This window comes from Lawsonibacter sp., assembly GCF_022777125.1.
Classification (GTDB): domain Bacteria; phylum Bacillota; class Clostridia; order Oscillospirales; family Oscillospiraceae; genus Lawsonibacter_A; species Lawsonibacter_A hominis.
In genome coordinates, this window is sequence record NZ_JALFGV010000042.1 from 1 (window position 1) to 17,807 (window position 17,807).

At 57.0% G+C, this 17,807-nt stretch carries 19 protein-coding genes; 7 read left to right on the forward strand and 12 right to left on the reverse strand.

Annotated elements, in window-relative coordinates; translation table 11 throughout:
• A partial coding sequence (locus MR825_RS03645) for a hypothetical protein (RefSeq protein WP_287878946.1) occupies positions 1–783 on the reverse strand: 783 nt, incomplete at its 3' end.
• A 255-nt stretch (positions 784–1,038) separates the two neighbouring features.
• Positions 1,039–2,031: a lipoate--protein ligase gene (locus tag MR825_RS03650; RefSeq protein WP_287878948.1), complete on the reverse strand. Its 993-nt coding sequence runs from the start codon at positions 2,029–2,031 to the stop codon at positions 1,039–1,041.
• Positions 2,032–2,188: 157 nt separating this feature from the next.
• Here MR825_RS03650 and MR825_RS03655 point away from each other — a divergent pair, with 157 nt between their 5' ends.
• On the forward strand, positions 2,189–2,446 hold the full coding sequence (locus MR825_RS03655) for a YcxB family protein (RefSeq protein WP_186906670.1): 258 nt from the start codon (positions 2,189–2,191) through the stop codon (positions 2,444–2,446).
• A gap of 377 nt (positions 2,447–2,823) precedes the next feature.
• On the opposite strand, the gene MR825_RS03660 is transcribed toward MR825_RS03655, so the two are convergent.
• The 10 genes from MR825_RS03660 to MR825_RS03705 form a co-directional block, all read right to left on the reverse strand.
• Positions 2,824–3,480, reverse strand: coding sequence for a M15 family metallopeptidase (locus MR825_RS03660; protein WP_287878951.1), 657 nt, complete (start codon positions 3,478–3,480; stop codon positions 2,824–2,826).
• Positions 3,473–3,838, reverse strand: a complete 366-nt coding sequence (locus tag MR825_RS03665; protein ID WP_186906672.1) for a hypothetical protein — start codon at positions 3,836–3,838, stop codon at positions 3,473–3,475. Before MR825_RS03665 ends, MR825_RS03660 begins: the two co-directional genes overlap by 8 nt.
• 357 nt (positions 3,839–4,195) lie before the next feature.
• Positions 4,196–4,438, reverse strand: coding sequence for an RNA-binding S4 domain-containing protein (locus MR825_RS03670; protein ID WP_186906673.1), 243 nt, complete (start codon positions 4,436–4,438; stop codon positions 4,196–4,198).
• 109 nt (positions 4,439–4,547) lie between these two features.
• Positions 4,548–4,823 (reverse strand): HU family DNA-binding protein, encoded by a 276-nt coding sequence (locus tag MR825_RS03675; RefSeq protein WP_287878952.1) that lies wholly within the window; start codon positions 4,821–4,823, stop codon positions 4,548–4,550.
• A gap of 67 nt (positions 4,824–4,890) precedes the next feature.
• Complete coding sequence (mazG, locus tag MR825_RS03680) at positions 4,891–5,679, reverse strand: nucleoside triphosphate pyrophosphohydrolase (RefSeq protein WP_186906675.1); 789 nt, start codon at positions 5,677–5,679, stop codon at positions 4,891–4,893.
• A 37-nt stretch (positions 5,680–5,716) separates the two neighbouring features.
• Positions 5,717–7,474: a putative polysaccharide biosynthesis protein gene (locus MR825_RS03685; protein WP_186906676.1), complete on the reverse strand. Its 1,758-nt coding sequence runs from the start codon at positions 7,472–7,474 to the stop codon at positions 5,717–5,719.
• A 13-nt stretch (positions 7,475–7,487) separates the two neighbouring features.
• The gene (locus MR825_RS03690) at positions 7,488–8,789 is read right to left on the reverse strand and encodes an amidohydrolase family protein (protein ID WP_186906677.1); all 1,302 of its coding nucleotides are present in this window, start codon (positions 8,787–8,789) and stop codon (positions 7,488–7,490) included.
• Positions 8,790–8,809: 20 nt separating this feature from the next.
• A complete protein-coding gene (locus MR825_RS03695) occupies positions 8,810–9,637 on the reverse strand; it encodes a purine-nucleoside phosphorylase (protein WP_186906678.1) in 828 nt (275 codons plus the stop codon).
• A gap of 31 nt (positions 9,638–9,668) precedes the next feature.
• On the reverse strand, positions 9,669–10,061 hold the full coding sequence (locus tag MR825_RS03700) for a zinc ribbon domain-containing protein (protein ID WP_186906679.1): 393 nt from the start codon (positions 10,059–10,061) through the stop codon (positions 9,669–9,671).
• A 547-nt stretch (positions 10,062–10,608) separates the two neighbouring features.
• Complete coding sequence (locus MR825_RS03705) at positions 10,609–11,808, reverse strand: tyrosine-type recombinase/integrase (RefSeq protein ID WP_287878955.1); 1,200 nt, start codon at positions 11,806–11,808, stop codon at positions 10,609–10,611.
• A 467-nt stretch (positions 11,809–12,275) separates the two neighbouring features.
• Here MR825_RS03705 and MR825_RS03710 point away from each other — a divergent pair, with 467 nt between their 5' ends.
• The 6 genes from MR825_RS03710 to MR825_RS03735 form a co-directional block, all read left to right on the forward strand.
• Positions 12,276–13,349: a hypothetical protein gene (locus MR825_RS03710; RefSeq protein ID WP_287878957.1), complete on the forward strand. Its 1,074-nt coding sequence runs from the start codon at positions 12,276–12,278 to the stop codon at positions 13,347–13,349.
• A gap of 3 nt (positions 13,350–13,352) precedes the next feature.
• Positions 13,353–13,973, forward strand: a complete 621-nt coding sequence (locus MR825_RS03715) for a hypothetical protein (RefSeq protein WP_287878959.1) — start codon at positions 13,353–13,355, stop codon at positions 13,971–13,973.
• 221 nt (positions 13,974–14,194) lie between these two features.
• Positions 14,195–14,590 carry a hypothetical protein gene (locus tag MR825_RS03720; protein ID WP_052082623.1) on the forward strand — a complete coding sequence of 132 codons (396 nt, stop codon included), beginning with the start codon at positions 14,195–14,197 and terminating at the stop codon, positions 14,588–14,590.
• 166 nt (positions 14,591–14,756) lie between these two features.
• Entirely contained in the window at positions 14,757–15,467 is a 711-nt protein-coding gene (locus MR825_RS03725; RefSeq protein ID WP_033117421.1) for a hypothetical protein, read from the forward strand.
• A 15-nt stretch (positions 15,468–15,482) separates the two neighbouring features.
• Entirely contained in the window at positions 15,483–16,667 is a 1,185-nt protein-coding gene (locus tag MR825_RS03730; RefSeq protein ID WP_287878966.1) for a hypothetical protein, read from the forward strand.
• The coding region (locus tag MR825_RS03735; protein WP_287878968.1) for a C39 family peptidase at positions 16,667–17,807 on the forward strand (1,141 nt) is incomplete at its 3' end. The genes MR825_RS03730 and MR825_RS03735, both read left to right, overlap by 1 nt.

Sequence of the window (17,807 nt, forward strand, 5' to 3'; positions counted from 1 at the left end):
GGCGGAAGGCTCGGTGGAGGGCTCAGCGGAAGGCTCGGTGGAGGGCTCAGCGGAAGGCTCGGTGGAAGGCTCGGAGGAGGGCTCGGCGGAAGGCTCTGTGGAGGGCTCGGCGGAAGGCTCGGAGGAGGGCTCAGCGGAAGGCTGAGCGGACGGCTCAGAGGAGGGCTCGGCGGAGGGCTGAGCGGAAGGCTGAGCGGAAGGCTCAGCGGAGGGCTGAGCGGAAGGCTCGGCGGAGGGCTGAGCGGAGGGCTCGGCGGAAGGCTCGGCGGAAGGCTCGGCGGAGGGCTGAGCAGAAGGCACAGCGGAGGGCTCGGCGGAAGGCTCAGCAGAGGGCTGGGTGGAGGGGACTGGATTGGGCTTGACTTCACCCTTGAAGTTGTTCAGGCCCTTATCGTGTTCCGTTCCAATGTTGGCGCCGTTGCCCTCTTGGTGTTTGATGAGGATCGTACCGCTTCCGTTGGCAGTCTTATATCCGATCTCCAGGGACTCGTCCTTGCCAAAATCGAAGCCGTTGTCGGTGCTGCCCATCTCAATGGTAAGTTTGTCACCCTTCAAGACGCCGGTATAAGACTTGTCGCCCACGGTGATGGTCACTTCGTCCTTGTTGTCGGCAATGTCCTTGACGCCGTGAATATGGACCTCCGTCTGACCCGCCCCGGTGGATCCCTTGTCCTCTCCGTTGCCTTTCCCGTTCCCGTTTGCCAGGGCGGAGGGAGTCAGGAGGGACAGGGTCAGAGCGGTTGCGCAGGACAGGGCGGCAATTTTCTGAAAACGTTTGTTCATGGGATGTTCCCCTCTCAACTGAAAATTTGAAGCTGATACCGGGCTGCAGCGGCCCGGTGTTCTCTTGTTGAGTATAGGTTACATCGCAACGGTTACAAATCGGTTATATTTTCAAAAAATTACTCACAAATAGTACAGCAAAGAAAAAGCTGGAATTGCCTGCCGCGGCACAAGCGGCATATGGCCTGTCGCACGCAGGGCGTTTGGGCTGTCTTCAGGGGGGCGGCCCGCCGCAGGGCGCCTGCGGGGGAAGCCTTATTGCAGGAGGATGGAAAGGAAGGTGTCCAGATCCAGGCGGCTGAAATAGCGCCCGATGGCGCAGCCGTCCAGCGCGGCGCGGAGCGCGCCCTCTTCCAGCGCAACCCCCAGCAGCCGCTGGACCAGCGCACCGCTGTCTTCCAGGGAAAAGTAGTCCCCGAAAAAGGCCAGCGCGGCGATGCATCCGTGCTCCACCTCCATGTGGACCTGGATCACGCCGCAGCCCTCCATCCGGCGCTCCTTGCGGATGCGGCAGGCGGGGGAGGCGCCATAATTCCATTCCCAGCGGCGGTACACATCCCGCCGCAGGCGCTCGACCGCGGCCAGGTCCTCCGGTGTGAGAGCATAGGCGGTCAGCGGATAAGCGCGGAACATAGAGCGGCGCAGGATCTCCCGGAAGCCGTCTACCGTCAGGGCCTGGTCTGTGACATAAGGGCGGATGTTGGTCACACGGCTGCGCACCGATTTCAGACCTTTGGATTCAATCTTGTCCGGCTTAACGTTCAGCGCCCGGCTGACCGCCTCCAGGTCGGAGTCATACATCAGGGTTCCATGGTGCATGATGCGGCCCTTCTTCATGTACTGCGCGTTTCCGGAAAATTTCCTGCCCTCGATGGTCATGTCGTTGCGGCCGTTGATCTCCGCGGGAACGCCGAGGCTGCGCAGCGCGTCCACCACGGGCCGGCAGAAGGTGGAAAAGTCAAATTCACTGCCGAAGCGGTTCTCCGCCACAAAGGTAAAATTGAGGTTTCCCAAATCGTGATAGACCGCTCCGCCGCCGGACAGGCGGCGTACCACCGTCACGCCGTGCTCCTTCACATAGTCGGTATTGATCTCCTCCAGCGTGTTCTGGTGCTTGCCCACCACGATGGTGTTGTCGTTCTGCCAGAGCATGAAACAGTCGTCCCGGGGGCCCAGCACGTCAAACACGTACTGTTCCAGCGCCAGGTTCCAGCTGGGGTCTGTCTTGGTGCTTTCCAGATAATACATGGGCGATCCCTCGCTTGATCGGTATGCACCGTGCGGCGCGGCACGGCATGCTTGTGCGGTGTTGCCTGAACGTTATCGTATCAGAAAAGGAGGTACGATACAAGCCCCGCCGCAGCGCCTTTTTTACGAGAAGTATATCAATCGTTTTGGACGGCACATGGTGGATCAGACGCCGGTCACCATACGCGATTGCTTTGACGCGCACGGCTACTCCACGGGAACCGGGCGGAGCAGCACCCGCAGCACCTGCGGCGTGATCCGTACCATCTGCGGGGATGCGGGACATTATGTGATCATGCTGGACCGCCGCCGGGGGTTCGTGCTGGACAAGTCCCGCTTCCTCAGCGGGGACCCGGAGGCGTTTGCCTCCTTTTTGGAGCGCTGTACGGGAAAGCGGATCCAAATGGCGCAATGAGCGTACCCCCCTGGGTACAAACAGAACGGGCCGGACGTCTGCTCCATGACGTCCGGCCCGTTCTCAGGAAAGAGGATACAATGAAATGAAAAAGAAACTGTCTCTTGCAAGGAATAGAATACGCGGGAGATGTTAAGGGAAAAAGCGTAAGATGTTACGGGAAGATTAAATCTTGCGCAGAGTTTGTACGCTTATGGTAAATGCAGAACGCGGGCCCGCCGAAAACCGGCGGACCCGCGTTCCTGGTGTTTGAGAGGGAAAGAGAAGAGAGAGGAGGGGTGGTGTGTGTGTTGATCAGTCGCTTCATCCTGACGGGATTATCATAGCGCGTTTTGGAGCGCGGTTGGTGAACAAGATATGAACGGAGCGTGAAGGTTTTATGAAAGAAGGGCTTCGGAGGGTTCCGCCTCCAGCAGGCCCAGCCGGTCCAGCCATACGATGGTCTGCAGGCTGCACTCATAGACGTTCACGGCTCCGCTGTCCGCGTCGGCCTGGAGGATGCCCCGGCGGTACGCCTTCTCCGCGCTCCCCCTCGCCCAGTCCGGCATGTCCGAAAACCAGTGGTACAGCTTCATATCCTCGTCCTCCTCTTTGGCCTCCCCTGCGGTCTCCGCGGCACGGTACAGCGGCATGGCGGGCGGATACCGCCCGGCCAGGATCATGCTGCCGGTGTATTTCCCGCCGCCGCTCCATTGCAGATGCGGGCGGTCGGGAAAGGACTTCCATCGCCCGCCCCATTCGAAGCCGACCCGCTCCCCAAGCTCCCCGGCCCGCTGGAAAAACGCCGGGTCGGAGTATTCCTGCCCCTTGACGTTTTTGCAGAAGTCGAAGGCCAGCCCAACGCCCTGAGCGTGGAAGGTAGGCACGCGCCCTTTGCTGGTCCCGTTTTGGTAGCAGTATTCCTGGTACGCCCGGTCCCGGACCGTGCCGGTGATGCAGACCGCAAGGCCCGCATCCCGGCACAGCTGCATCCAGACCCGGCAGTTGGCCGCCACGTCCGCGCGCAGGTCGTCGATGTCCCGGCTGTTAAGCATCGTCCGTGTCCGGCGTCACCAGAGCGGTCATCATCCGGCAGCGCAGGTTGAGGCTCTTGTCCCCGTCGCTCCACAGCTGGCACAGCTCCTGATAGTGCTCCTTCATGCGCTGGAGCCAGGCGTTGAATTCGGTGTTGACGGCCTGACGCTCCGCCTCGGTGCAGGCATCCCACAGGGCCTTGAGGGCCTTGTAATCCGGGGTGTACCCGGGTCCCAGCGCATAGGACCCGGCATGGACGCCCATGCCCGTGCGGATGTTGTGGAAAAGCAGGTCGGCGGCCACGCCGATGTCCTTGTCCTCCTGTGTTGCGATGCTGTAGCACACGGGGGTGAGCTCGCTCCAGTTGATGTGTTTCATATCGTTCCCTCCTGACTGTATTTGGGGGGGCGGTGCGTCCCTCCCGTTGCTACCGGCAACGGGCGCTTTTGTTGCAGGAGCGGATACAACAAAGGGCGGCGCAGCCTTCGGAAAGGCCGTGCCGCCCCGGTCTGCCGAAAAACGCAAAACCCATACAAGAGGAGAACGGGTTCCGGTATGGGGCCAGCGCCCCCGGCAGGATTTCGCCGCCCGCAGGCGGCGAAATAAGATGAAATACCATTTCCAAGGACATACGCCTTGGAAGAAACACCGCTCGGCCCGCAAGCGTATGAGCGCGGCGAGTGCGCGCCGGGCTGTATCGCGGCTCAAAAATGCCTGCCTTTTTGAGCCGCAGGGTCAGAGCAATTCCCGGTACAGCGCGGGGGCCTCGGCCTTGTTGGCGTGTTCGTCCACAGCCAGGACCTCCACCCGGACGGTGCGTTCGCCAAAGCGCAGTTCCAGCACATCCCCGGGCTTCACGTCGTAGCTGGCCTTGACCGGGCGGCCATTGGCGCTTACCCGGGCGTTGTCGCAGGCCTCGTTGGCCACCGTACGCCGCTTGATGAGTCGTGAGACCTTGAGCCATTTGTCCAATCGCATAAGCTGCCTCCGGAAAAGACGCGGCCCCGGGAGAGCCCGGAGCCGCATGGATTTTAGAAACGTTCCCCCTGCGCGCCCTTTCGCGTCCCGGGCGCTCGGCGCTCCTGTTTTACTTGGAGACGGTGTCCTTCAGGGCCTTGCCGGGCTTGAACACGGGCACCTTGGAGGCGGGGATCTTGATCTCCTCTTTGGTCTTGGGGTTGCGGCCGGTGCGCTCGGCACGGCTCTTGACCTCGAACGCGCCGAAGCCGACCAGCTGCACCTTGTTGCCGTCGGCCAGGGCGCCGGCGATCACATCGATGGTGGCGTTCACAACGGTCTCGGTATCCTTCTTGGACAGGCCGGCCTTCTCGGCGACGGCATTGATCAATTCAGCCTTGTTCATAGTACTTATTCCTCCTATGTTTTTGCGGCGCGGATGCGCCGCTGATATACTTAAAGCGTTGCCGCTTTTAAGTACGTTTGGCACGCTCCCACAGCTTGTCCAGCTCGTCCGGCGTCATGCCTTCCATGCTTCGCCCTTCCCGGACGGCCAGCGCTTCCACCTTGCGGAAGCGGGAGATAAATTTGTCGGTGGCGGCGTTCAGGGCCTGCTCCGGGTCGGCCTTGACAAAGCGGGAGACGTTCACGGCGGAGAAAAGCAGGTCTCCCAATTCCTCTTCCACATTGGTGCCTTGGGCCGCCGCGGCCTTCAGCTCCTCCAGCTCCTCAGACAGCTTGTCCAACGCGCCGGAGATGTCCGGCCAGTCAAAACCGGCCTTTTTCGCCTTTTTCTGCACCTTTTCCGCACGCCACAGGGCGGGCAGAGAGCGGGCCACCGCCTCCAGAGCGTCGGTGTTGGTCTCTTGGCCCTTTTCCACGCGCTTGAGGGCCTCCCAGTTGGACAAAACCTCGCCGGTGCCGGATACGCTCACGTCGCCGAACACATGCGGGTGGCGGTAGATCAGCTTTTTGCAGATGCCGTCGGCCACGCCGTCCAGATCGAAGCGGCCCTCCTCCTGCTCCATACGGGCATGAAGCGCCACCTGGAGCAGCACGTCGCCCAGCTCTTCCTGAAGGTGTTCGGAGCTGCCCTCGTCGATGGCCTCCACGGCCTCGTAGGCCTCCTCCAGGAAATTGCGGCGGATGGAGGCGTGTGTCTGTTCCGCATCCCATGGGCATCCGCCGGGGGCGCGGAGCAGGCGGACGATCTCCTCCAGATCCTTGACGCCATAAGCGTCCTTATACTGAAAATCTACCATATTTCAAGGCCTCCTGCAACCCATATTTCCAAAAAACTCAACGGATATGCAAAATTTTTGCGATTTTTTCACCCTTGGGCATCAGTTCCAGGTCCTCTCTGGAGATGACCCGCAAAGCCAGCACTAAAATTGCATATACCACTACGGCCGCCAGGATGGCGCCGCCCGTGGCCATGGCGTCTTTCAGGAAGCTGCCGCTGAGAAAACGGGCGAACAGCCCGTGGCAGGCCCAGGCCGCGACCGCCATGATGGCGGAGGCGACGAAGGGCTTGACGAAGACCCTGGTATACCGGGGCGGCTGGTGGACCATCCGCTTGATGATGCCCAGATTGAGGATGGAGATCACCGCAAAGCACAAAAGCGTGCCCACCGGCGCGCCGAAGATCATGATCTTCGGGTTGCCCACCAGCGTGTAGTTGGTGGCCAGCTTGATGACGCCGCCGATGACCATGGTGATAATGGGCAGATTCACAATGCCGTTGGCCTGCAGGATGGCGGCGGCCACCACCTGGATGCACACGAAGATGGAGGCAATGCCCAGGATCGAGAGCAGCGGTCCGGCGATGGAGGCGTCCACGTTGCCGACGGTCAGCAGCTGGATGATGGGGCCGCCCAGCGCGAACAGGCCGAAGCCGCAGGGCAGGGCAATGAGGGCGGAGATGCGCATGGCGGATTCGGTGACCCGCTGGGCGCCCAGCCGGTCCCGCCGGGCAAGGCACGCCGAGATGCCGGGCACGATACAGGCGGTGAAGGGCACCATCAGGTTAAAGGGCAGGTTATAGATGCTCATGGTTTTCTGATAGGCGCCGTAGAGGGAGCGGGTGGAATCCAGAACGGGGTTGAGCTCTGTCAGCGGGTTCAGCGCCGCAGCCTCCTGCCAGGCGGTCAGATTGTTCTGGAAGATCGTCACCGACTTGGGGAAGATGTCGAGAAAGCTGTTGGAGATCCCGGACAGGCCGCCCTGGATGGAGGTAAAGACGTTCTGGAGCTGGCCGTTGACCAGGTTGGTGTCGATGAGGGTGACCAGGGACATGGTACAGGAGCTCAAGGTGATGGGGATGGCCAGTTTGAGCAGCCGGGCCAGGATCGTGCTGCCCGGCTCCGGTACGTCGGCGGCGGTCTTCTGCCGCTGCCTGGTCCGCCTGTGGTTGAAAAAGAGGTAGATCACCGACAGGATGCTGCCGATGGACACGCCCAACAGGGCGCCCGCAGCGGAGAGCCGGTCGCGCAGATCCTCCGGCTGGATGGCGGAGCGGAGGATCAGCAGGGCCAGGCCCAGGCCCAGCAGCAGCTTGCACAGGGCCTCGATGATCTGGGAGATGCCGGTGGGCACCATGTTCATGTGGCCCTGGGCGTATCCCCGGAAGGCCGAACAGATGCAGGTGCACAGCACCGCCGGAGCCAGCGCCAGTACGGCATAGACGGCCTTCTCATTTTGCAGGACGTGGGTGGCCACGAACTGGCTGAATACCGACATGCAGATAAAGCTGAATACGCCCATGAACAAAAAGGCGCAGAAGGCCATCCGGAAGACCCGCTCCTTCTGGTTCTCCCGGCCCAGCGCGTTGCACTCGGATACGGTCTTGGACAGGGCCACGGGCAGCCCCGCCGTGGAGATGGTCAGAAAAAAGCTGTAGATATTGTATGCCGCGCCGAAATCGCCGTAGGCCTCGTCGGGCAGCAGGGCGGTCAGCGGGATCTTGTAGATGGCGCCGATGATCTTGACCACGATGGTGGTCACAGTCAGCAGAGCGGCCGCCCCATAAAAGGTGTTCTTTTTCGATTGGCTGGACAAGTGGCAGTCCCCCTTATTTCGTTCCGAAGAGCAGGGGCACGGCATAGTTTGCCACTTCCCGCTTTACTTGCTCGAGATCAATGGTGAGGAAGTCCCCATCCTTGTATATGACCCGGCCGCGGGCCATATTCATGCACACGTCGCCGCCGTGGGCGGCGTAGACCAGGTTGGAAACCGGGTCATGGCAGGGGAACAGGTTCAGGTGGGAGAAGTCCACCAGGATCAGGTCGGCGTCGTAGCCGGGTTCGATCCGCCCGGTCTTTCGGCCCAGCGCCGCCGCGCCGTTGACGGTGGCCATGCGCAGCGCATCCCAGCTTCCCAGGGCCAGGGGATCGCAGGCGGCACCGTTGTGGAGGATGGCGGCCAGCTTCATCTCCTCGAACATGTCGTGGTTATTGTTGGAGGACACGCCGTCGGTACCCAGGCACACGTTCACGCCCGCCGCCTTCATGGCGGGCACAGGGGCGATCCCGCTGCCCAGCTTCAGGTTGGAGCAGGGGTTGTGGACGGCGGAGACTCCCTTGGCGGCCAGAATGGCCCAATCCTCCGCCGTGGTATAGACGCAGTGGGCGGCAATGCCCCGCACGTCCCAGACGCCGTACCGGTCCAGCGTCTGCACGGGGGTCTTGCCGTGGCGCTGAATGCACTCGGCATGCTCCTTCCGGGTCTCGGAAATGTGTACATGCATGCCCAGGCCGTTGGCCTTGGCAAAATCCGCCGTCCACTTCCAAAGCTCGCTCCGGGACGTATACTCGGCATGGATGGAGGCGTCAAACCGGATCTGCCCGTCTCCGTAGCCGTGCCAGCGCTGGGCCAGGGCCTCCTGGGCCACGCAGTCGTGGCAGGTCTTGGGGTCGAAGACGGGGTCGAAGAGCACCCCGCCGCAGGACAGGTTGGCGCTCAGCCCCGCGGATACCACTTCCTGTGCCACCGCGTCGGTAAACATATACATATCGGCGATGCAGGTGGTGCCGGTGGCGATCATCTCCGCCAGGCCAAGGGCGGTGCAGCAGCGGATGGCCCGCTCGTCCCATCTGGCCTCCACCGGAAAGATATAGTGGTGCAGCCAGTCCTGAAGGTCGTGCCCGTCGCCGTAGCCGCGCATGGCGGTCATGGGCACATGGGTGTGGCAGTTGACCAGGCCCGGCAGCAGCACGTTGCCCTTCCCGTCGATCTGGCGGCCGGTAAAGCCCTGGGGCCGCTGGTCGCCTACGGAGACGATCTTGCTGCCCTCCACCAGAACATAGGCGTGGGGCAGCACGGTCCCGGCCTCGTCCATGCGCACGGCCGTGCAATTATAGATGAGTATAGCCATTTCATGCTCCTTTTATGATGTCAGTCGATCTTGCGCAGGCATGCCAGCACCAGCCGGGAGAACTTGTCCCGGCAGGCCTCGGCGGCGTCCAGCACCTCCTGTTCGGTCAGCGGCTGGTCCAGGATGCCGGCGGCCATGTTGGACAGCAGCGTGAAGCCCAGCACCCGCATGCCGCAGTGTCCCGCCGCGATGACCTCCGGCGCGGTGGACATGCCCGCCGCGTCGGCTCCTAAAATACGCCCGGCACGGATCTCCGCCGGGGTCTCGTACTGGGGCCCGGGGAAATACATATACACGCCTTCCTTCAGATCGATCCCCAGCTCGCCCGCGGTCTCCCGGGCCAGCGTGCGCAGGGCGGGGGTGTACAGGTGAGACGCGTCGGGGAAGCGCACGCCGAATTCCGGGATGTTCTCTCCGCGCAGCGGGGATTCCAGAAAGAATTTGATGTGGTCGGAAATGAGCATCAGCTCCCCGGCCTTCCAGGCGGTGTTGATGCACCCGGCGGCGTTGGTCACGATCAGAGTATCGCAGCCCAGCAGCCGCAGCACCCGCACGGCATAGGCGACCTCCTCGTAGGAGTACCCCTCGTAGTGGTGCATCCGTCCCTGCATCACGGCCACCGGCTGGCCCTCCAGCGTGCCGAAGACCAGCCGGCCCTTATGCCCGGGGGCGGTGGAGGTCTTGAAGTGCGGAATATCTCCGTAGGGGACCGCCGCCGCGTCTTCCACCAGGTCGCCCAGATAACCCAGGCCGGAACCCAGGATCATGGCGATCTTGGGGGAAAAGCCGCCCAGGCGCGCGCGGAGAAAGTCGGCGCTGTGCCGGTATTGTTCAAATGTGTAATTCATTGCGTCTGTCCTCCTGACCGCGGCGCTTTGCTCACAACGGGCGGCCGCACGCCTTGCAGAACTTGTCCTCCCGGCCGCAGGCGCACCCGCAGTCCGGGCAGGAACGGACGTTTTTCAAAAGACGGATGCGCTGCTTGAGCTGGGCGATGGCCTCGTGCTTTTCATCGATCTGGCTCAAAAGCGGGGCCAGGGAGGCGGCGTCGGGCTCCGCCCCCCGATGGGTGTCGTACACCATCCGGCCTATGGATTTGAGCAGGTCGTTGATTTCGCCGTTCAGGTCAAAGATGCGCATGTTCAGTTTGGCCACATCGACCATCTGACCGGCGCATTTCCCGGCGTAGCGCGCGGTGGTCCCGGCCGCCTCGCCTACCGTGACGGCGGTCTCGCGCACCCGCTCCAGCAGCTCTCTTACGCGTTCGTCCATGGCGTAAGCCCTCCTTAAATCCAGGATTTGCAGAGAATACAAGGTATTCTACACCTGTCATGCAAAAAAAGCAATTGAAATGCGGCAAATTGCGGCGCTTCGCGGCGCGGGGGGCCGGCAGGCCATGCGCGGGCGCCCGCCCGGTGCGGCAGCCCCAAAAGACACAAAAAATTGCCGCCCGAATCGGGCGGCAATTTTCGGAAACGGAAAACGTGGACTCAGCGCTTGGAGAACTGGGGCGCACGCCGCGCGGCCTTGAGGCCGTACTTTTTGTAGTCTGTCGTTTGAAACCATTGAAAACACTGGGTTTTTTCGCCTTTATTTCTGAAATAACCTCTACTGTAACCTCAATATTGAGGTTATTTTCATAGTGCTGCGCTTTTCGAAATTATCCATTGATCAACAGCATCACTTTTATATGAGTAATAATTGAATGTTTTGGATGCGCATACATGAACCTATTTATCAGATCGTTAATGAAAAAGGACTCGCCTATGGACCCCAACAGGAATCATAGGCGAGTTCTCGGTTTTTCTTAGATAGCTTGTCAATTCCCCGTAACTGCACCAGGAGCAAAAGCCATATTGATCTTCTCAATAATCTCTTCAGGTCGATTATATGTGAGATGGGCATAGATATCAAGGGTGATCTTTGCGCGTTCATGCCCAGCAAGATACTGGACGGTTTTGATATCCACGCCCCTGAGCAACAAGTTTGTGATGTATGTGTGGCGAAGGATATGCGGGGTCACCTTAAAATCAATCGTGTACACGACATCAGGATTATGGCGGGCTCGCTCACCTTTGACGGCCTCAAAGGTGAAGGTGAGTTTCTTGCCGTCTACATATCGGTTATAGGTTCTTGTTCCCACAGTGCGTTTTTGGATGTACTTCCATAAGCGTTGGAATTGCGATTCAGCCAACGGAGTGCCGTCTTCATTCCCAATGACAAAGGGTGATTTGGAATTGTTCTTTGCTTCAGTCAGGCATTCCACCAGTTGGGGCGGAATGGGAATGCGCCGCTTACTCGCTTTGGTCTTCAGCCGCTCTTCGACAACGGGACGATTATGGACAAACCGGCAAGCTCGCTTAACATAAATGCAAGGGGTCTTATCCAGAGAAACACAGTCCCATTTAAGGCCAAGAATTTCCTCTCTGCGCAGACCAGCATAAAGGCCAATCATGCAGAACACATATGCCCGAGTGCCCTTTACCGCATCCAGTAAGGTCTTCATCTGTTCATCAGTCAATGCTTGTCTCTCCTCCGGATCGCGCCCGCCAGCGTGCATCTTGGGACATGGATTGCTGTTGATCATCCCATTTTCAAAGGCGTTGGTAAAGATCTGCTTGGCGAGCATATAGGTTTTGTCATGGATGGACTTGCTGTAGGATGTGACCCGCTTCATCATGCGCTTGATGTCGTCGGGCTTTACATCCCGCATACGCAGCCCTTCCATGGGCGGCTTGATATGTCGGTTAATGACACTCTGATAATCTGTGTAGGCACCATAGGTCAGATGGCCTTCTTGCAGATCCAGCCAATAGTCTGCATAGTCGCCGACATAAGGGTTCTCACGATTGTCCTGATAGTTGAGAAGATCCTCCTGAAACTCCTCAATTTTGATGGACAGCTCCTGTGGCGTTTTACCGTACAAGGCAACAGTCTTGCCATCACGCCCTTTCAGGCGTTTTCGATAGAGCTGCTTGCTTTCGATATACTCATATCGTGGCTTTTTCGCTCTTGCCATGGTCTCCCTCCTTGTAGTTGTTCTTTGTATGTGTTACGGAGGAGGGCAGAAGATAACAACGTATATAACGCATATTATGCCAAGGCTATCTCACAGTGCTGAGATGGCCTTTTATTTTTTTTCGAAAAAGGGGGCAAGGTAGCCCCCACTTTTTCTCCATTCATTATGAGAGGTACATTCCGGGGGTAACATACCGGCTCAAACAAACCTCTCTCACTCCTCGCAGATGTACCTTGAAAATTGCATACGATCTCAAGACATCACCATGTTCGAGCCACCGTGGCAGGTGCAAAGGGCCGAGGACAAGCCCATAGCGACGACAACATGGGAAAACAATGGTACGCTCGTCCGGCTAGGCCGCAAACCGAGGGACGGATAGCCCACAAGAATGGGTATAGGCTGAGATGCCTGCGACTCCCAGGACCAGGGAGCTTGAGATCCACTTTTTTCAGAGAGGAGGGAATTTTATGGCGTGTATGCAGCAGAGACAGCTGGTTTGTTTTCCAAAATCCCGTGTTCATAAGAAGTGGTTTCGTTATTTCAATGATCACAAGGATTTTCATAATGAAGGATCCTTACATCTGTTCAGTCTGATGGCCCTCTATTCGTATGCCTGCTTTCGTTCAAACTATCGGCAAATCGGTATGCAGCGATATTTGGAAGGGCCTGGGCAATGGATCTGCAAATTATCCGCACTGCCGCGCATTCTCCGCGTGCACAGTAAGGCGGGTGCTCGTGAACTGATGGATTATTTTCAAGATGCCGGATTCCTTGAGTATGAAATTCTGGATGAAGAGACTGAAGTGCTGCGCTATACCATTAGTGATTGGAAAAGACATTGTGTCCATCTGGAGTATAACTACTACAGCTATAAGGGCTCGGGGTTCTTTTTCTTTCCACTTCCTGTTGGACGGCAACTCGTCCGCCACAGTAAAGCACAGGGCAGCGTCCAATTCAGTGAATTGGACGCTATTATGGATTTATGGCTCCATACCATTCTCAACGATGAAACCGTCCAGGGATCTGAATATATGCCCGTTGTGTACTACGCCAATATGAAAGGCAAACCGCTGTTATCCTATTCGTACCTTGCAAAGCGTTGGGGATGGTCGAAATCAAGAGTCGGGCGATTCATCTTAAAAATCGAAGAGGCCGGACTTATCAGCCGCGTGAGCTTTTCCAGTTCACGCGGCTCTATTATTTCTCCATGCAGGTTTCGCGAGATGATCTATGGTGAAGATTGCGAAAAACTGCAAATCCAAAAACTAGGAGAGATCCTGGGCATCGCCAAGGCAACTGGCCAACTGGAATCTGACCGGAACATCCTGGTAGATGTCCAGACTGGCGTCCCAAGCGAAAAAGCCGTCTCACCTGGGGCGAGAACCCTGAAAATTCAGGTATTTCAGGTACCGCCCAGTTCTTTTTTTGCTCGGCCGGTTCCCTTAATCTTCTACAGTTCCTTAGACTGGGAGGAATCTGAACTAAAGGCAGGGCTTTATCGCGGACCACCTAAACCCCGGAAAGCAAAGGAGGGAATCTAAACTATGCCGTCAAAAGAGAAAAGGCCTATGCGTCCGGCGTTAGGGCTCGAAAAGGAACTTGTGAAGGACGAAATATCCACAGCGCTGCACACTGGTGTGGAAAAACTCGAGGGAAAAGCAGCCCCGAAACAGCGAGTGGACAATTTCCACAACACCAAGTTTCTGCTGAAGCAATATCGCCGCGTTGCCTATTCTGTCTTCATTTCAGAATCTGAATTGAATCTGAGAATGGAAATGGAACACGGTACCAGACTGTCAACCCTGGAGGTCAATGCGGAACTGGCCGGCATTGACCTCAGCAACACAAAACTTGAAAATCATACCAAGAGCGTTATCCGCAGCAAGACCATGTTGGACATCATCAACACCGCACTTGAAGCGGTGCGTCAAGATCCTGATCGTGGGGAGCTCATGTATCAGATCCTTTATGAGACTTACTTCACCAAGAGCAAACCCAAACGGCGTGAAGACATCCTGCAAGTGCTGGACGCCAGGGGATTTCCCATGTCGATCGCATCGTACCACAACTACTTGAATGCAGCGATACGCGCATTGGATCGGATTCTTTGGGGTTACACAGCCAGAGACTGTATTGAAATCATCAAGCAATTCTTGCCTGAGTGACTTAGACTTTTTTTGTAGGAAAGTTGTTTTGTTCTTGAATTGCTATTATAGTTGTTCTATGATATGATTTCATCGTCGAAAAATGCATACTGACATTACCGCCCTTCACGGGCGGTTTTTTTGTTGGGAATGAGCCCGGGGAGAAAGCGGATCGCACTGTCATGCTTCCACCTCGGGCTCGTTGCATTTTTTAGATTATGCATAAGGAGGAAAACAACACTATGCACAGCAATATCAAACTCGCTGGGCAGAAACTTCGGGGGAAGATCCGGAGAATTGACAAGGGCAGAATGCTCTATACTGCCTTTTTGATCCCCACAGCGTTGGCCATGACTCCCCTCCAGGCACATGCCGCCGGTGAAACCATCTGGTCGAAAGCAAGTGAGATCATGCAGGATGTCTACACCCAGATCCTCGGAATCTCGACGATTGCCGCAATTGTCACGGCCAGCATCGCACTGCTGCTCATGAATTTCTCCAAGTCTGGGCGTACGGTCGATGAGTCTCGTGCCTGGCTCAAGCGCATTATTATCACTTGGGCCATTTTGAACGGCTTGGGATTCATCATGGCCTATGTCACACCCTTCTTCTCCGGCGGCACGTGGACACCCAGCTGAAAACAACACGAAGGGAAAGGAGCAACACATGAAGAAGAACATCGTTTACCTTATTGGCGGCATCGTAGCGGGAATCGCCCTTTGTCTCACCGCTGCCAGTATCATCCCCTTGAATCCGGATTATCTGAAGGATTTTGAGGGATAACCACTATCTGGAGGTGTTCAGATGGGCATTCTTGATAGTATTGTCGGATGGATCGCTGAACAGGTCATGAATATACTCGATCTGATCACCGGATCAGTTCTGGGTGCATTAGGCTGCGATATGTCCGTATTCATCCGATATTTCCCGGCTGCAGAGACCATGTACGAGATATTTGTGGCGATTGCCATTGGCTTTATTCTCCTCAACCTGGTTTGGCAGCTGTTCAAAAACTATGGAGCAGGTATCGGCCTCAGTGCGGAGGATCCCGGTAAATTGCTCCTTCGGTCAGTCCTATTTATACTCCTGGCGTATTATTCAGATCAGATCATGGCGTTGATTCTGACCATTGCCGGTACCCCGTACTCCTGGATCGTGGATGCATCGCTTCCACCGATTGAGTTTGCGAGTTTCGCCAGCGTGCTGACGGTCATTGTCGGCGCACTGGCCTCCGGATCTGTTAGCCTTATCGTGTTGATTCTCACAATTATTGTGGCGTGGAACTACATCAAACTTCTATTTGAGGCGGCGGAACGGTATATCATGGTCGGCGTCCTGATCTATACTGCACCCATGGCGTTTGCGACAGGAGCATCAGAGAGTACTTCCAATATCTTCAGCGCATGGGGGAGAATGCTCGGCGGCCAACTGTTTCTCCTGGTGATGAATGCATGGTGTCTTCGCCTGTTTGTATCCATGGTCGGAGGCTTTATTGCCAATCCGCTCTCCCTCTGAGAATAGGAGGTAACAATGCGCAAGAGAACTTGGACAACAGGAATTGCTGTCCTGATGTTGCTGCTTATGTGCTGCACGCCGGCATTGGCCCTGGAGGAATCTGAGGTAGAAAGTGCCATTGCGGAATCCAGCAATGAAGCGGTGGCCGGCAATATTTTTATCTGGTTTTTGTGTGCTGTGGCATTCCTGAAAATCAGTCAGAAGATAGACAGCTTTCTGGCTGCACTTGGGATCAATGTCGGCCGAACCGGTGGAAGTATGCTGGGTGAACTGCTCATTGCCGGCAGGGCTGTTGGCTCAGCAGTCGGCGGACTTGGCGGAGCGGTGGGCAACATTTTCAATAGGAATCATGCTTCTGGTTCAAGCACCACTCACCAAGCCGCAGGGCAGGCTTTCTCCGGTTCCGGAGGTGGTCTGCTTGCAGTTGCAAAACGTGCGGCAGGCAATGCCGCAGCAAGCAGCGCAACGGGAACAGCCGGAGGCGTTGGAAGTGTAATCGGCGGGGCGATGTTTGGTTCCAGCATGGCATCGGGTGGCAAATTTGCCAACAGTGTCATTGGCGCAGTAGCTACGGGAGATATCTCCTCTGTCGGCTCCATTAAAGGAGAGAAAGCTGCTCAGGCACTTACAAGTTATCTCGGCTATTCGGGTGCTCCGGTTGGCGCAGGCGACCCTGTATCGACTGCTGCCGGAGCGGTTGTTGGAAATGAAGTTGTTTCCGCAATGGACGGAGAAGATCAGGATACCGTGACGCTTACTGGCGGCGCCGCCGCAGGTGCGCAAGTGCCCCAAGAAGGAAACGGCGGATGTGTTCCTGGCAAGCCTCCGATTTTGGGTGATTCCGATGTGGATGTCGGTAGCCCCTATGCTTCGACTGGCTCAGTACCCGAGACAGGCCCCATTCCTACTGAACCTCCGACCTTCCGCGATGTGGAAATTGGCGGAGGCAGAATCACGGGTTATGAAACACCTGCCGGCGGTACAGAGCGGCAATTTGCTATGTGCAACGCAAATCAGTACATGGCTCCCACCGGCCCCTATGAAACTGTGCAGACGGTCGATGGCGAAAGCTGGTACAAGCAGTATGCTCAGCCTACCGTCCAGCGGACTCCGTACAAGGAAGAGTCCGGGAAGATCGGCTATAACGAACAAATTGTTGACCAGCTGCCGCAAATTCCGAAAAGAAAGGATCGTGTCTGATGCCTGAAGAACAACGAACACAAGGTGAGTCTGCAGGCGCCTCTGTAAAAGCAGCGGCTAAAACAGGCAAAGCGGTATCCGACATAGCGAAAGGGGCTGCCACCGGCGGAGCGCACGGGGCAGCCCTTGCTGCTGTCAAACACTCCAAAAAATGGATTGGGATCCTCGTAGGCCTGCTCCTGCTTCCAATTTTAATTGTGGCAATGCTGCCTGTTATCATCTTCGGATCCCTGTTCGGTACAGGAACGGAAACGCCAAGCGGGATTACCGACGATGCTGTGCTGACGCAGAATATGGTTGACCTGAACGCTGGCATCAGTTCCATCCTTTCCGAAGGGTTAACAGACGTGCTGAACAGGATTGATGCCAACTTTGCAGATTCCGGCTGTGATCAAAAAGAGGTCAATAACCCCTATGGAGCAGATGTCGTGTTTAATGCCAATGCTTTTATTGCTATGTACTGTGCAAGCAAGGATACGGATGTGGAATCCATTTCACAATCGGATCTTGAGAGCCTGCTGAACACGCACCTGGATAAACTATACGCCTTCACCTACCAGGATGAATCCAGAGAGGTTGAAGGCGAGCCTGACCCTGAAACCGGCGAAGCGACCACTGAAACTATAACTGTCCGGGTCTACACCATCACCTACAATGGTGAGAGTTATTTTTCAGATGAAATCTTCCATCTCAGTGAAGAACAAAAAGCGCTCTCCAATGACTATGCCCAGAACCTTTCTGTTTTTCTGGGTGATGGCAGTTATCAGGTGCTGTCTTCCACTGAATTCTCTGCTGACGGTTTGTCATACGAAGGCGTCGTCTTCACAGATGGGGAAACGCAGGTCGTCTACTACAATCAGCTTGATGAACGCTGGAAGAACCTGCCGTATGGCACAGACGACATTGGCGGCTATGCCTGTGGCCCGACTTCGATGTCGATTGTGGTTTCCAGTCTGACCTCGGAGACCATAGATCCTCCGCACATGGCGCAATGGGCGTATGAAAATGGCTACTGGGCCAGTAAATCCGGCTCCTATCACACGCTTATCCCTGGCGCCGCAAGTTCCTGGGGGCTTGCGTGTGAGGGATGTTCCCCCTCAGAGCCGCAGCGTATTGTCGATGCCCTCGCCGACGGCAAGC